12 protein-coding genes are annotated in these 15,010 nt (G+C 57.2%); 8 read left to right on the top strand and 4 right to left on the bottom strand.

Features of this window, described 5'->3' with window-relative positions; all coding sequences use genetic code 11:
- Positions 1-14: 14 nt before the first annotated feature.
- Positions 15-1,520: a CoA-acylating methylmalonate-semialdehyde dehydrogenase gene (locus tag CTZ24_RS18910; RefSeq protein WP_021184882.1), complete on the bottom strand. Its 1,506-nt coding sequence runs from the start codon at positions 1,518-1,520 to the stop codon at positions 15-17.
- A 293-nt stretch (positions 1,521-1,813) separates the two neighbouring features.
- Between CTZ24_RS18910 and CTZ24_RS18915 the strand changes: the two genes are divergently transcribed.
- Positions 1,814-2,629: a TIM barrel protein gene (locus tag CTZ24_RS18915; RefSeq protein WP_208724329.1), complete on the top strand. Its 816-nt coding sequence runs from the start codon at positions 1,814-1,816 to the stop codon at positions 2,627-2,629.
- Positions 2,630-2,698: 69 nt separating this feature from the next.
- Here CTZ24_RS18915 and CTZ24_RS18920 read toward each other — a convergent pair whose 3' ends face one another.
- Positions 2,699-3,919: an MFS transporter gene (locus tag CTZ24_RS18920; protein WP_021184884.1), complete on the bottom strand. Its 1,221-nt coding sequence runs from the start codon at positions 3,917-3,919 to the stop codon at positions 2,699-2,701.
- Positions 3,920-4,153: 234 nt separating this feature from the next.
- Between CTZ24_RS18920 and CTZ24_RS18925 the strand changes: the two genes are divergently transcribed.
- The 3 genes from CTZ24_RS18925 to CTZ24_RS18935 are packed head-to-tail and all read left to right on the top strand — an operon-like array spanning position 4,154 to position 7,472.
- Positions 4,154-4,867 carry an ABC transporter ATP-binding protein gene (locus tag CTZ24_RS18925; protein WP_208724330.1) on the top strand — a complete coding sequence of 238 codons (714 nt, stop codon included), beginning with the start codon at positions 4,154-4,156 and terminating at the stop codon, positions 4,865-4,867.
- On the top strand, positions 4,845-5,816 hold the full coding sequence (locus tag CTZ24_RS18930) for an ABC transporter substrate-binding protein (RefSeq protein WP_208724331.1): 972 nt from the start codon (positions 4,845-4,847) through the stop codon (positions 5,814-5,816). Before CTZ24_RS18925 ends, CTZ24_RS18930 begins: the two co-directional genes overlap by 23 nt.
- Positions 5,817-5,819: 3 nt before the next feature.
- Positions 5,820-7,472 (top strand): ABC transporter permease, encoded by a 1,653-nt coding sequence (locus CTZ24_RS18935; protein WP_208724332.1) that lies wholly within the window; start codon positions 5,820-5,822, stop codon positions 7,470-7,472.
- Positions 7,473-7,536: 64 nt separating this feature from the next.
- Here the strand turns inward: CTZ24_RS18935 and CTZ24_RS18940 are convergent, their stop codons facing one another.
- Positions 7,537-8,496 carry an ABC transporter substrate-binding protein gene (locus tag CTZ24_RS18940; RefSeq protein ID WP_208724333.1) on the bottom strand — a complete coding sequence of 320 codons (960 nt, stop codon included), beginning with the start codon at positions 8,494-8,496 and terminating at the stop codon, positions 7,537-7,539.
- 11 nt (positions 8,497-8,507) lie between these two features.
- The gene (locus CTZ24_RS18945; RefSeq protein WP_208724334.1) at positions 8,508-9,272 is read right to left on the bottom strand and encodes a class II aldolase/adducin family protein; all 765 of its coding nucleotides are present in this window, start codon (positions 9,270-9,272) and stop codon (positions 8,508-8,510) included.
- Positions 9,273-9,511: 239 nt separating this feature from the next.
- Here CTZ24_RS18945 and CTZ24_RS18950 point away from each other — a divergent pair, with 239 nt between their 5' ends.
- From CTZ24_RS18950 to hemB, 4 genes are all read left to right on the top strand, one after another.
- Positions 9,512-11,116 carry an EAL domain-containing protein gene (locus tag CTZ24_RS18950; protein ID WP_208724335.1) on the top strand — a complete coding sequence of 535 codons (1,605 nt, stop codon included), beginning with the start codon at positions 9,512-9,514 and terminating at the stop codon, positions 11,114-11,116.
- The gene (locus tag CTZ24_RS18955; protein ID WP_208724336.1) at positions 11,091-12,050 is read left to right on the top strand and encodes a D-2-hydroxyacid dehydrogenase family protein; all 960 of its coding nucleotides are present in this window, start codon (positions 11,091-11,093) and stop codon (positions 12,048-12,050) included. The genes CTZ24_RS18950 and CTZ24_RS18955 overlap by 26 nt, the downstream gene beginning before the upstream one ends.
- A gap of 257 nt (positions 12,051-12,307) precedes the next feature.
- On the top strand, positions 12,308-13,813 hold the full coding sequence (gene proP / locus CTZ24_RS18960; protein WP_021184892.1) for a glycine betaine/L-proline transporter ProP: 1,506 nt from the start codon (positions 12,308-12,310) through the stop codon (positions 13,811-13,813).
- A 122-nt stretch (positions 13,814-13,935) separates the two neighbouring features.
- Complete coding sequence (gene hemB, locus CTZ24_RS18965) at positions 13,936-14,913, top strand: porphobilinogen synthase (protein WP_021184893.1); 978 nt, start codon at positions 13,936-13,938, stop codon at positions 14,911-14,913.
- Positions 14,914-15,010: the final 97 nt, after the last annotated feature.

The raw sequence follows: 15,010 nt of genomic DNA on the forward strand, positions 1-15,010 counted from the left end.
CCTCTGTTGGCAGATTAACCCAGGGTCGGCATGCTGAATTCAGACACCGTCTGCTGACCGCTCGGCCAGCGCACAGTGGCGGTTTTCATACGGGTATAGAAACGAACGCCGTCCGGACCGTGCACGTTCAGCGCGCCAAACACCGAACGTTTCCAGCCGCCGAAGCTATGGAACGCCATCGGTACCGGCACCGGAACGTTGACGCCGACCATGCCCGCTTCCACATCCTGCACAAACTCACGCGCGGTGTGGCCGTTGCTGGTGAAGATGGCGCTACCGTTGCCGAATTCATGGCTATTGACCAGTTGCAGCGCGCTGTGGAAATCCGGGGAACGCATGATGCTCAGCACCGGTCCGAAGATCTCTTCGCGCCAGATGGTCATCTCTGAGGTCACATTGTCGAACAGCGTACCGCCCACGTAATAACCTTCCGCATGGCCCGGCACCTGATAGTTACGACCATCCACCACCAGTTTCGCGCCTTCCTGCTCACCTTTGTCGATATAACCCAGCACTTTTTTCTGGTGCGCGGCAGACACCACCGGCCCCATTTCATTCTCTTCCGCACCCTTCTGGATACCCGGACCGACGCGCAGCGCTTTGATCAGCGGCGTCAGGCGTGCAATCAGTTTATCGGCGGTGCCTTCACCCACGGCCACCACCACCGGCAGTGCCATGCAACGCTCACCGGCCGAACCAAATGCGCCGCCCATAATGGCGTTCACGGTGGCATCAAGATCCGCATCCGGCATCACGATGGCGTGGTTTTTCGCTGCGCCAAACGCCTGAACACGTTTGCCGTGGGCGCTGGCGGTTTTGTAGATATGCTCGGCCACGCCGGATGAACCGACGAAGCTCACCGCCGCAATGCGCGGATCTTTATACAGCTGCTCAGCATCTTCGTTGGAGGAGTGCACCACGTTGAACACGCCATCTGGCAGACCCGCTTCTTTCAGCAGCTCCGCCATGCGCACAGAGGCTGACGGGTCGAGCGCCGGTGGCTTAAGCACAAAGGTGTTACCGCAGGCCAGCGCAATCGGGAACATCCACAACGGCACCATCGCCGGGAAGTTGAACGGCGTAATACCCGCCACCACGCCCACCGGCTGCATCAGCGAGTAGCTATCAACGCCGCCGCCCACGTTGGGTGAATTTTCGCCTTTGATCAGATGCGGGATTCCGCAGGCAAACTCAATCACTTCAATACCGCGCGTCAGCTCGCCCAGCGCATCAGACCAGACTTTACCGTGTTCAGAGACAATCAACGCCGCCAACTCCTCACGGTGTTGTTCCATCAGAGCTTTGAAGTTGAACATCACGCGGGCACGACGCAGCGGAGAGGTCTTCGACCATTCCGGGAAGGCCGCATGCGCGACTTCAATCGCCTGAGCGACTTCGTCCGAGGTGCTCTGCGTCAGCTCGCGTATCACTTTGCCGGTCGCCGGATCGTAAACAGGGATAGTTTCGTTGCTGGCGCTGTGGGTAATCTGGCCGCCGATAAAGTTTCCTACGATGTTCATGTCGTTGCCTCTTTAATGTGTAAACCAGCTAAGACTAAAAGCGTGATATGAAGCTATTACAATGAAATAAATTTTTCAAATACTTATTTTTGGAAAATTTCCTTTTAGCGGGCTGGATCGCATTTTTCCTCGCGTCCCATCCACGATGGCCGCCGCACAGATCGGGTATACAAAACGAAATATGAAATTTTTGCGAGGCAGATCCAATATCTGATATTTCATAATTCACTAATAATGAAATAAATGTTTTCTTTGGCTCCATCTTACCCGCACATCATTACAGGAGCCGCAGCATGGCCATCGATCCCACCCGTTTCTGTATTAACCGTAAAATTGCTCCAACGCTGTCGCTGGAAGCGTTCTTCCAGCTGGTGCAGCGTCTGGGACTGAACAAAGTCGAACTGCGTAACGATATGCCGAGTGGCAGCGTCACCGATGGCCTCAGCGCCGCCGCGCTGCGCGCGCTGGCCGACAAATACCACATTGAAATCGAAACCATCAACGCGCTCTATCCGTTCAACCGCGTTGATGACGCGCTGCTGGCGAAAACCGAAGCCCTGTTGCAGGAAGCGCAGCAGATCGGGGCCAAAGCGTTGGTGATGTGCCCACTGAACGAAGGGATCGCCATCTCCCCGGAACAGACGTTGGCAGCGCTGCAAACGCTAGCGCCGCGCTTTGAACATTACGGTATTCAGGGACTGGTGGAACCGCTTGGCTTCCCGGTCAGCTCGCTGCGTTCGGCGGTGAAAACCCAGCAACTGATCCGCGATGCGCAGGTACCTTTCAAACTGCTGCTGGATACCTTCCACCATCATCTGTACGAAAACGCTGAGCTGGAGTTCCCGCAGGAGATTGATGTGAATCAGATCGGTCTGGTGCACCTGTCGGGTGTGGAAGATCGTCGCCCGACGGCGCAGCTCACCGATGAAGAGCGCATCATGCTGAGTGATAAAGATGTCCTGAACAGCGTGGCGCAGGTGAAGCGTCTGGAGAGACTGGGCTACAAAGGCATCTATGCCTTTGAACCCTTCTCTTCCGAGCTTGAGAAGTGGAGCGCGCAAGACATCGAACGTGAAATCCGCGCCAGTATCGAATTGCTACAAGCCTGACCGAAACGAACCCTTATCTGTGTCTCTGACACAACTTTGTAGTGATTGGCCTCGGTCGGAGGCCTCTTTTTAATTCTCTTTGATTTCAATGGGCGGGCTGGCGGGCTGACGTCGGCTCATGCGCAGCGTACATACCAGCGCCAGACACACCAGTAGCGCAGTGAGGAAGTAGACCAGCGGCACTCCCGCGAAGCTCATAATAAAACCGGCAATCGGGCCGGTGATCCCCAACGACAAATCCATAAACGCGGTATAGGTGGCGAGCGCGCTGCCCTGATTCTGCTGCGGCACCACTTTGACCGCCACCACGCCAATCGCCGGGAAGACTAACGAGAAGCCTGCGCCGGTAAAGAACGCGCCAACCTTTGCCATCCAGGGATCAAACGACGCCGCAACCAGGAACAGGCCCACCGCCTCCACCGCAAAGCAGATGCTGGCAACCCGTAGGCCGCCGAGGCGGTTGATGGCATTCGGGAACAACAAACGGGTGCCGACAAAGGCAGCGCTGAATAGCGTCAGGGCAAATGCCGCGCCATCCCAGCCTTTATCTTTATAGAACAAGGTAATAAAGGTAGCGATCACCCCGAAGCCCGCCGATCCCATCGCCAGGATCAGGCCAAAACCGTAAATCTTGCCCAGGACATCACGGAATGGCAGCGGTTTGGCTTTGCTGCCTTTCACCGGCGCACGCGGTAACGCCAGCGCAATCGCCAGCACACAGATGGCGATGATCACCCCGGAGAGCAGCAACAGCCCGCCGCTGTGGAAAATCACCACGCCAAGCGGTGCCCCAATCGCCATCGCCCCATAGGTGACAATGCCGTTCCATGAGATCACCCGACCAATATGCAATGAGCCAACCCGTGCCACGCCCCACAGCGAGGTGCCGGTGCCGGAGAAACTCTGGCCGATACCAAGAATCACCCTGCCCAGGCACAGCAACCCAAGACTGAGCACCGTCCAGCTTTCGGTCAAGGCCGAAAGCAGAATGCATAACCCGCTGATAAAACAGCCGAACAGGCCGATCACCACCACTTTTTTCGGTCCCCACTGGTCGGCATAGCGTCCGGCATGGGGGCGGCTCAGCAGCGTGGCGAGATATTGCAGGCTAATCACCAGTCCGGCCCAGAAGGCACTATAGCCGAGGCCGTCATGGACAAAGCCGGGCAGCACCGCCAATGGCAAACCAATGGTGAGATAGCTGGCAAAGTTGAACATCACGATGGAGAGAATCAGTAAATTCAGACGGAAAGGCGTTAAAGCAGGTTCCGCAGCAGGCTGGTCAGGCATGAGTAATTGCGCTCGTGTTTGACGAAGTTTTTATAACAGAACCTTTACTATACGCCTTTTATGCCGCGGCGCATCATAGCCTCTGATGATATTTGGTCATCATTCCGTCATATCTCCACCGTACACTCGCCGCCAGTGAAATCCCAAAGAGGATAACAATCTGATGCCGCTCCTGATAGACCATCGGGTGCGCGTGGCGTGCTGTCGCTTCCTGTTGTTAGCGGGAGGTGGTCAATGACGCGTGTCGCGCAACCCATCGAACTGAAAAACCTGAGCTGGTCAGCGGGTAACCTGACCATTCTGCACGATCTCTCCCTGACCATTCCGGCCGGACAAACGCTGGCGCTGCTCGGCCCTTCTGGCTGTGGCAAAAGTACGCTGCTGAAACTGCTGGCGGGTTTGCTGCAACCCACGTCCGGCGAAATCTGGCTGGGCGACCAGTGCGTCGCCTCCGCCACCCACTGCGCAGCGCCGGAAGCGCGCAACCTCGGCATGGTGTTTCAGGATTACGCGCTGTGGCCGCATATGAGCGTGGCGCAGAACGTGGCCTTTCCGTTGCGTATGCGCGGGGTAAAAAAAGCAACGGCGCTGGAGCAGGCACAAGCCGCGCTGACGCAGGTGGAACTGAGCGGATTTGGCGATCGTAAACTCGCGATGTTGTCGGGCGGTCAGCAGCAACGCGTCGCGTTAGCGCGTGCGCTGGTCGCACAACCGGCGATTCTGCTGTTCGACGAACCCTTATCCAATCTCGACCGCGAACTGCGTGAAACCCTCGCACAACATATGGCGCAGTTGCTGCGCGCCGCCGGGATCACCGCCGTATACGTCACCCATGACCGCGAGGAGGCCAATACCCTCGCCGACCGCATTATCCATCTGGCGCAGGGCCAGATGGTTTCAGTCACTGACCTCTCAGGGGAAAACCATGCCATCTCTCAAGTCTGTTAAAACAGGAGCCATCAGCGCGATGATTTTGACTTCCGCCATGATGATGAACGATGCCGAGGCACTGACGGTGTACACCGCCGGGCCGGGATCGCTGGCAAAAAGCCTCGCCGCCGGGTTTGAAAAACAAACCGGGGTCAAGGTGAATATATTCCAGGCCACCACCGGCAAGGTGATGGCGCGCCTGGAAGCCGAACAGGCAAATCCGCAGGCCGATGTGCTGATCTCCGCCTCCTGGGATACCGCCGAAGACCTGCAACAACGTGGTTGGTTGCTGCCTTACCAAAGCCCCAACGCGGCCAACGTCCCGGCGGCGTTTAAAACCGATGCTTACGTGGCACAAGGCATTTCCGCGCTCGGTATCGTCTGGAACACCAATAGCCATACCCCGGAACCGAAAACCTGGCAGGACCTCACCGGCCCGGCATTTAAAGATCAGGTCACTACACCCGATCCAGCGCTGTCCGGGGCGTCCCTCGATCTGTTAATCGGTTTGCAGAACGGCGAAGGTGAAAAAGCCTGGCAGTTGTTTGATCAACTCAAAGCCAACGGTATGGTGATCAGCGGCCCGAACGCCCAGGCGGTGACGCCGGTGTTGCAGGGTGCGAAGGCGGCGGTATTTGGTGCGGTGGATTACGTGACCTACAACAACATCGCGCAAGGTGAGGCGGTGAAAGTGATTTTCCCGGAAAACGGCACGGTGGTCGCGCCGCGTCCGATGATGATCCTGAAAACCAGCCAACATGCTGCGGATGCCAAAGCCTTTATCGATTATGTGTTGTCGGATGAGGGCCAGCAGCAAGTGGCGAAGGCCTGGCTGATGCCAGCGCGTACCGATATCAAGGCACAACGCCCGCTGATCACCGAGATTAAACTGTTGCCGGTGAATCAGGAGGGGGGCAGCGAACGCGCGGCAGTGCTGAAACGCTTTGCCACGCTGTTCGGGCAATAAGTCATGGCGCGTGCCCTGTTTAACGGTTTGATCCTGCTGGCGTTGCTGGTGCTGGTGGCGCTGCCGCTGCTGTTTATCGTGCTCCAGGCGCTGTTTCCGCATCTGAGCGAGGGAGAGTGGCGTGGCGCTTTCAGCGCGCTGCCGACCCTGCTGGAGGACCCGCAGTTAGTCCCGATGTGGCTGGGTACGCTGAAAATTGGCCTGGGAGTGGCACTCGGCAGCCTGCTGCTCGGACTACCCCTTGGCGCGCTGCGTGGGCTGTTTCGCCTGCCCGGCGCGGCGCTGTGGGATCTGTTGTTTCTTATCCCCTTCCTGACGCCACCTTACATCGTCGCGCTGGCCTGGACGCTGGCGCTACAACGCAATGGTTACGTTGCCCAGCTCACCGGGCTGAATTTTGACAGCCTGCTGTTCAGCAGCAGCGGCATGATGCTGGTGATGACGCTGAATATCTTTCCGGTGGTTTACTTCGCGGTGTCGCGTGCGCTGATGACAAGTGGGCAGCGTCTGGCCTGGGTGGCGCGGGTGCATGGTGCTTCCGCATGGCGTGCTTTCTGGCAAATCACCCTGCCCCTGACCTTACCGGCGTTGGCGGGTGGTGTGCTGCTGGCGTTTACCCTGGCGATTGAGGAGTACGGCGTCCCGGCGGCGCTCGGTGCACGCGCCGGATTAACCTTGATGACGGTGGGCATTGAACAGAAGCTGGCCGACTGGCCCATCGATTTGCCAGGGGCCGCCTCGTTGTCGCTGATGTTAAGCGTGGTGGCGCTGCTGGCGTGGTTTTGCCAGCGCAAACTGACCGGCAGCAGCGATGTCACGGCAGTGAGCGGCAAACCGGTGTCACAGGACGCCGCCGATCCTGGTGGCTGGCAATGGCCAATGCTGCTGCTGTTCACCGGGACCACGTTGCTGGCAGTAGCGTTACCGCTGGGGGCCATGACGCTCAGCGGCCTGTTAAATACCTTGTCCGGTGGCATTCATACCAGCAACCTGACGCTGCGCCATTTCGCCGCGCTGTTCAGCCAGCAGGGGGATGCGCTGACAGCCTTCTCCACCAGCATCGGGCTGGCGCTGGGGGCGGCGTTGCTGACCGGGCTTCTTGGCTTTCTCATCGCCTGGCGCGTTGCCGAGGGCAAAACCCGTCTGCTGGCGCTGATGGATGGTCTGGCGCTGCTACCGGCGGCCATGCCGGGGGTGGTGATTGGCGTGGGGTTGATTCTGCTGTGGAATCGCGGTTTCTGGCCAGTTTCACCTTACAACACGCTGGCGATTTTGCTGCTTTCCTATAGCTGCCTACTGCTGCCGTGGCCGGTGCGCTATGTCAGCAGCGCCCTGCGCCAGCTTGGCCCAACGCTGGAACCCGCCGCCCGCGTGCATGGGGCGACGCGTATCCAGGCGCTGCGTTTGATTGTGTTACCGCTGGTGGCACCGAGCCTGCTGGCGGCCATGATGATGGTGTTTGCCGTCGCCTCGCGCGAACTGGTGACTTCACTGATTCTGGCTCCGGCAGGCACGCAAACCGTAGCGATATTTATCTGGCGACAGTTTGAGCAAGGCTCCGTCGGACAGGGCATGGCAATGGCCACCCTGACGCTGCTCGCCAGCCTCAGCCTGATGCTCGCCGCGCTGGCGTTGCTGCGCGGAAAATCGGGCTAGCCTGTTTTTGCGTGATAAATCACGCCGCTACGTCAGGTAGCGGCGCAATTTATTGCGCTTTCAATCAATACTGCCCGCCGTCAGCAAACACCTGTGTATCGGTAATCGCCTGCACATCTACCTTATTCGGCAGAATATGCAGCGCGCTGAACAGGTCAGATACCTGCTGCACCTGGGCGATATCATCCGGTGTCACCGCGCGAATACCGTGGGAGATACGCGCGGTGATTTTCCCGGCATCAGCCGGTTGCAGACGCGTCAGTTGCGCATACACCTGGTTGTATTCTTGCGGGTGCGCCAGCGCCCACTCACGCGCCTGTGCCAGACGATGAGTGAAATCGGCAATCGCCGCGCGCTTCAATGGATCATCGAGCGAGCTTTGTGTCGCGGTGACAAAGGAGAGTGCCGTGGTCAGCCCTTTGCCATCACGCAGCAGGCGTGCGCCATGCTGCTCCGCAATACCTAAATAGGGATCAAAGGTGGCCCAGGCGCTAATCTGCCCTGAGTTAAACGCCGCGCTGGCATCGGTTGGCAGCACAAAACGCACCGGTACGGCATCCCGTTGCACATCTGCTTCCTGCAAAGCCTGATACAACAGATGCTGTGAGATGCTGCCGCGCGCAGATGAAACCACCACCTCTTTACCCACCAAATCCTTAACGCTGTGGATTGGGGAATCCGCCGGGACAATCAGCCCGTTGGAGCCGCCGTCACCGACGTTGGTGGCGATGATTTTCAGCGGAACACCGCCAGATGCCGCCATCAGCACCGGTAAATCACCGGCGTAGGAGGTGTCCACGGCCCCGGCGCGTTGCGCTTCAAACAACGGTGCCGCCCCCTGAAAATTCGCCCAACGGTACTGATAAGGCGCATCTTTCATCACTCCGGCCGCTTCAACCAGCGAGCGCAGGTTTCGCGCCTGATCGCCCAGCACCAGCGTGACGTGACTTAAATCAGGCGCAGCCTGACTGCCAAACGCCGCGCACAGCAGCAGCGCAGCAACAACGGGTTTCTGCCATTTCATCGGTGAGACTCTCAGAGGGCGTTGCGGTTGAGCTGACGGATGTAGGCATCCCAGTGCAGCAGATATTTTTGGTTGCGGATGCTGTTATCAAATGCCTGCGCAGCTTTCTCCGCCACCGCATCCGGCAGGATAATCAGTTCAGCACCGCCCGCTTGTGCCGCCAGCTGTGCCTGACAGGCGCGTTCGAGATAATAGAGGTTATAAAATGCCTCTTCGATGCTGCCGCCGCTGGTGAGCAGGCCATGATTGCGCAAAATCAACGCGTTACGCGTGCCAAGATCGGCCACGATACGTTGCTGCTCATCCAGATCCAGCGCAATACCTTCGTAATCGTGATAGCCAAGGCGCTGATGGAAGCGGGTGCTGTGCTGCGAAATCATCAACAGCCCGTGCTTCTGTGCCGACACCCCAATGCCCGCGGCGGTATGGGTATGCAGCACCGCATGCGCATCCGGGCGGGCGCGATGGATCGCGCTGTGAATCACAAATCCGGCCGGGTTAATACCCAGTCCGGTCGGATCATCAATGATGTTGCCATCGATGTCGATCTTCACCAGCGTCTCCGGCTGGATTTCATCGAAGGTCTGCCCGTAAGCATTAATCAGGAAATGCGGTTTTTCGCCGGGTACGCGCAGTGAGAAATGGGTGTAAATATGATCCGTCCAACGCAGCTTTGCCGCCAGATGATAAGCCTGCGCCAGTTTGACGCGTGCCTGCCATTCTCCCTCGCTAATGCGCTGCCGTAATGCGCTGATATCCAGGATTGCCGTACTCATTTTCTGCTCCTTTGCCGGGTCGGTTTGCCTGCAAATCATCCTGACACAGCGCTTTTCACCCTGGGAAATGCCAATAACGGCAAAACAATGTCAATAAACGCAAAGCGGAGTCGATAATTGACCTGGGTCAGTTTGGTTGAAAATCAAAACGCTAACATGCACGGCCCCGGGAAGTGCTATGCTGCTGAAGCCGCAGCTTATCGCCCTTCCCGCTGCTTAAACCTGACGAGGGATGCCTGGTGCCACCGCAGAGACGAAACCGCGATTTTGGTTGGCTGTTGATTGTTTGTGCCGGGCTGCTGCCGCTGGTGCTTGGCATCCTCTGCACGGCCATTGAAGCACGCCACACCGTGCATCAGCAGCAAATCACCACTGCTAACTCCCTACTGGCTCAGGCAGAAAGAATGAGCGACAGCGCCTGGGACATGATCACCGAGTTGCGCCAGTTCCACTATCAACCCTGTTCGGCGATTGAAGACAAGCTGCAACGTGAAGGTAACCTGAACGCCTATTTTCGCTCCATCGGCAAGCTGGAAGGCGATAACGTGACCTGCTCCTCGGCATACGGGATGAATCCCGGTTCCCTGAGCGAAATGATGCTGCGTCACCCCCCCGTAACCGGCAAAGCCTGGTGGAGTATCTCAATCCGTGGGACATTTGGCGTGCCAAACCGCCCGGCAGTGATCTTTGTGCGGCAACTGCCTGATGGTGAAGGCTTTTGGGCGGTGATTGATGGTCAGTATTTGATGGATTTTATGCGCGCATTGGGCGAGTCGCGTGGCTATCGCATGACCATGCGGTTTAATGACGGTGCCCCCATCACCAGCGGGCCGGCGGAGCAGTTGCCGGAAACCTACCTGAAAAGTGAACCCTGGCGGGCAGAATCCAGCCGCTATCCCATCAGCGTCGAAGTGGTGGTCCCTCCCAGCGAACTGTTGAAGGCGTGGCGGCAGGCGTTGTTTATTTTCCTGCCGATGGCGGCGATTTTTTCCATTTTGCTGATGATTCTCACCGCCAACTGGTTGCGTCGTCGTATCTCCTGGCGGGATGAAATTCGTCGCGCGATGCGCAACCGCCAGTTTTCGGTCCATTATCAGCCGGTCTACAGCATGGCCGCGCAGCACTGCAACGGTGTCGAAGCGTTGCTACGCTGGCATTTGCCAAACGGCGATACCATCCGGCCTGACATTTTTATCAGCGCAGCAGAAGAGGAAGGCATGATTGTGCCGCTGACGCGTCATTTGCTGGAGCTGATGGCGGAAGACATTCAGAGCTGGCAAGTGGAACCGGGGTTCCATATCGGGTTGAACCTGGCGGCAGAACATTTGCAACACCCGGAGTTTGTCGCAGATATCCAGCTGTTCGCCAGACGCGTGCAGAACAAAAAATTGCAGATAACCCTGGAGCTGACCGAGCGCAGTTTGATTCACGACGGTGAGGATGTGGCGCGTAAGTTGCGATTGCTACAGTTGCAAGGGATGAAGGTGGCAATCGACGATTTCGGTACTGGTCACTGCTCGCTCAGTTATCTGCAAACTTTTCCACTCGATTATCTGAAAATTGATCGCGGCTTTATCAACGCGATTGAACGGCTGGATGGCGAAACCCCGGTACTGGACGCGATTATCAATCTGGCGCACAAGTTGCAGCTTGAGGTGCTCGGCGAAGGCGTTGAAACCTCGTTACAATTCCAGTACCTGCAACAGCGTGGTGTGGTATTTATTCAGGGCTATTATTACGCCTGGCCAATGGATAATGACCGGCTGCGCGCATGGCTCAATGAGCAGGGGCAGCAGCCGCTACTTGCTGAGGAATCCCATGAGTCTGAACTGCATCATTCTTGATGATTACCAGAATGTCGCCCTGACGCTTGCCGACTGGGCGACGCTGGAACCCCTGGTCCACACCACCGCCCTCACCACCCACATCGACGATCCCGACACGCTGGTCAGCCAAATTGAGCACGCAGATATTCTGGTGGTGATGCGTGAACGTACTCCGCTCAGCGCTGAGCTGATTGGCCGCCTGCCTAAACTGAAGCTGGTGGTCACGTCCGGCATGCGGAACGCCTCTATCGATCTCGATGCCTGCCGCGAACGTTATATCGCGGTATGCGGTACTGGCAGCAGCAGCGCACCGCCGCTGGAGCTGACCTGGGGACTCGTGCTGGGGCTGGCGCGTCATCTCGTCAGCGAGAATCAGGCGCTACGCAGCAATGGGCCGTGGCAGCAGACGCTGGGCATCGGGTTGCAGGGCAAAACCCTGGGATTGATTGGGCTGGGGAAAATTGGCGGCGAGATGGCGAAGGTGGCACAGGCATTTGGTATGCGAGTATGCGCCTGGAGCCAGAATCTGACCGCAGAGCGCGCGGCTGCCTGTGGGGCAGAAAAGATGAGCACGCTGCCCGCCTTGTTGCAGGCGAGTGATGTCGTCTCACTTCATCTGGTACTGAGCGATCGCACCCGCCATCTGCTGGATGCCGACGCGCTGGCGCAGATGAAAGCGGGCGCGCTGCTGATCAATACTTCGCGTGCTGCCCTGGTCGATCAGCCGGCAATGATCGCCGCCTTGCAAAGCGGGCAACTGGCGGGTGCCGGGCTGGATGTGTTTGATCAGGAACCGCTGCCAGCCGACCATCCGTTGCGCCAGTTAACGAACGTCCTCGCCACGCCACACCTGGGTTACGTGGCCGATAATAACTACCGCACCTACTTCACCGAAGCCGTAGAAAATATCAATGGTTGGGTAAAAGGCGCACCGCTGCGGTCCCTGCTGTAAACCTGCGTTTTACGCCCATTCATAGCCATAGTTTCAGCCACAAACTCGCTGGTTTTTGGCTGAAACATGACAAATATCACACAAAAACGGTATACTCTGTCGCGGGATGCAATAATTGCCAGCGTAATTATTGCTGTAGCAAGCCGGAGAAACGCACTTTTTACGGCTATGCTTTAATTTTCTCAACGCCGCGGACTGACTGCTGTAACCCGGTCCGCGCCGTTGAGGACTTTCTGATTCCAGGACAGGGTAACCTCATGAAAATTCGTAGGAAACGTGTAAAACCGATCGGGCTGGATGATGTCACCATCATCGACGATAGCCGTTTACGTAAGGCCATCACCGCGGCATCTCTGGGTAACGCGATGGAATGGTTCGATTTTGGTGTGTATGGCTTCGTGGCGTATGCGCTGGGTAAGGTGTTTTTCCCGGACGCGACGCCCGGTATTCAGATGATCGCCGCGCTGGCGACCTTCTCCGTCCCCTTTCTGATCCGTCCGCTGGGTGGCCTGTTCTTCGGCATGCTGGGGGATAAATACGGTCGTCAGAAAATTCTCTCGATAACCATAGTCATTATGTCGATCAGTACCTTCTGTATCGGCCTGATACCTTCGTATGCGTCTATTGGCATCTGGGCGCCGGTGTTACTGCTGCTCGCCAAAATGGCGCAGGGCTTCTCGGTGGGCGGTGAATATACCGGCGCGTCGATCTTCGTCGCCGAATACTCGCCGGACCGTAAGCGTGGCTTTATGGGAAGCTGGCTGGATTTCGGTTCCATTGCCGGTTTCGTGCTGGGTGCCGGTCTGGTCGTACTGATCTCCACCATTATCGGCGAAGACCGCTTTCTGGAGTGGGGCTGGCGTCTGCCGTTCTTCCTTGCGCTGCCGTTAGGCATCATCGGGCTGTATCTGCGCCATGCGTTGGAAGAGACTCCGGCCTTCCAGCAGCATGTGGACAAGCTGGAACAGGGCGATCGTGAAGGTTTACGTGACGGCCCGAAAGTCTCGTTTAAAGAGATCGCCAGCAAACACTGGAAAAGCCTGCTGGCTTGCGTAGGTCTGGTGATTGCCACCAACGTGACCTATTACATGCTGCTGACCTATATGCCGAGCTACCTGTCGCATAACCTGCACTACTCGGAAGATCACGGTGTGCTGATTATCATCGCCATTATGATCGGGATGCTGTTTGTCCAGCCGGTGATGGGGATGCTGAGTGACCGTTTTGGCCGCCGCCCGTTTGTCATTATTGGTAGCATCGCGCTGTTCATCTGCTCCATTCCGGCGTTTATGCTGATTAACAGCGGCGTGATTGGGCTGATTTTTGCCGGTCTGCTGCTGCTGGCGGTGATCCTGAACGCCTTTACCGGTGTGATGGCCTCCTCGCTGCCCGCGATGTTCCCGACCCATATCCGCTACAGCGCACTCGCCAGTGCCTTCAACATCTCGGTGCTGATTGCCGGTCTGACGCCGACCGCCGCCGCCTGGCTGGTGGAGTCCACCAACAATCTCTACATGCCGGCTTATTATTTGATGGTGATTGCGGTGATTGGTTTGGTCACCGGCCTGTATATGAAAGAGACGGCGAATAAACCGTTGATTGGCGCAACGCCTGCGGCATCTGACATTGAAGAAGCGCGTGAAATCCTCCAGGAACATCACGACAACATCGAGCAGAAAATCGAAGATATCGATGCCGAGATCGCGAAACTGGAAGCGAAGCGTAAAAACCTGGTGCAGCAGCACCCGGATATCAACGAGTAATTCTCCCTCCACTCCCGCTTCGGCGGGAGTTTTCATTTGCTGCGCAGCACACAAACCTTCATCCACCGCCGTGAAAAGGAGTAGACTGGCGCTACTTTTTTCACCTGTAAGTAAGAATGAGCATGTCTGATTTTTCTCTTATCCAGCGTCCAAGAAGGCTGCGTAAAAGCGCCGCGATGCGTGAAATGTTCCAGGAAACCAGCCTGAGCCTCAGCGATTTGGCGCTGCCCATCTTCGTTGAAGAAGGGGTGGATGATTACAAACCCATTACCGCCATGCCAGGCGTGATGCGTATTCCCGAAAAACGTCTGGCGTATGAAATCGAGCGTATTGCCAAAGCGGGTATCCGTTCGGTGATGACCTTTGGTATTTCGCACCACACCGATGCCACCGGCAGCGATGCATGGAACGAAAACGGCCTGGTGGCGCGTATGTCGCGCATCTGCAAAGACACCGTGCCAGAGATGATCGTCATGTCTGACACCTGTTTCTGCGAATACACCAGCCACGGCCACTGCGGCGTGCTGTGCGACCACGGTGTCGATAACGACGCCACCCTGATTAACCTCGGCAAGCAGGCAGTGGTTGCCGCGCAGGCCGGTGCTGATTTTATTGCGCCGTCAGCGGCAATGGATGGTCAGGTTAAAGCGATTCGTCAGGCGCTCGACGCCGCCGGATTTACCGATACCGCCATCATGTCTTACTCCACCAAATTCGCGTCTTCGTTCTACGGTCCGTTCCGTGAAGCGGCGGGTACGGCGCTGAAAGGCGATCGCAAAACTTATCAGATGAATCCGATGAACCGCCGTGAAGCGATTCGCGAATCGCTGATTGATGAAGCGGAAGGTGCCGATTCGCTGATGGTGAAACCGGCTGGAGCCTACCTTGATATCCTGCGTGATATCCGCGAGCGTACCACGCTGCCGCTGGCTGCCTATCAGGTAAGCGGTGAGTACGCGATGATCAAATTCGCCGCGCAAGCCGGTGCCATTGATGAACGCAATGTGGTACTGGAAAGCCTTGGTGCCATTAAGCGCGCCGGTGCTGATTTGATTTTCAGCTATTTTGCCCTTGATCTCGCCGAGCAAAAAATGCTCTGATCACCGTTACGCTTATCAGCCGTTGTTTGGCGGCTGATAAGTTATTACGGCCATCTTTTGTTGTGGCACAACACCAGTTCTGTAGCACCTGCATCCT

It is taken from the genome of Pantoea phytobeneficialis (assembly GCF_009728735.1).
Lineage (GTDB): Bacteria > Pseudomonadota > Gammaproteobacteria > Enterobacterales > Enterobacteriaceae > Pantoea > Pantoea phytobeneficialis.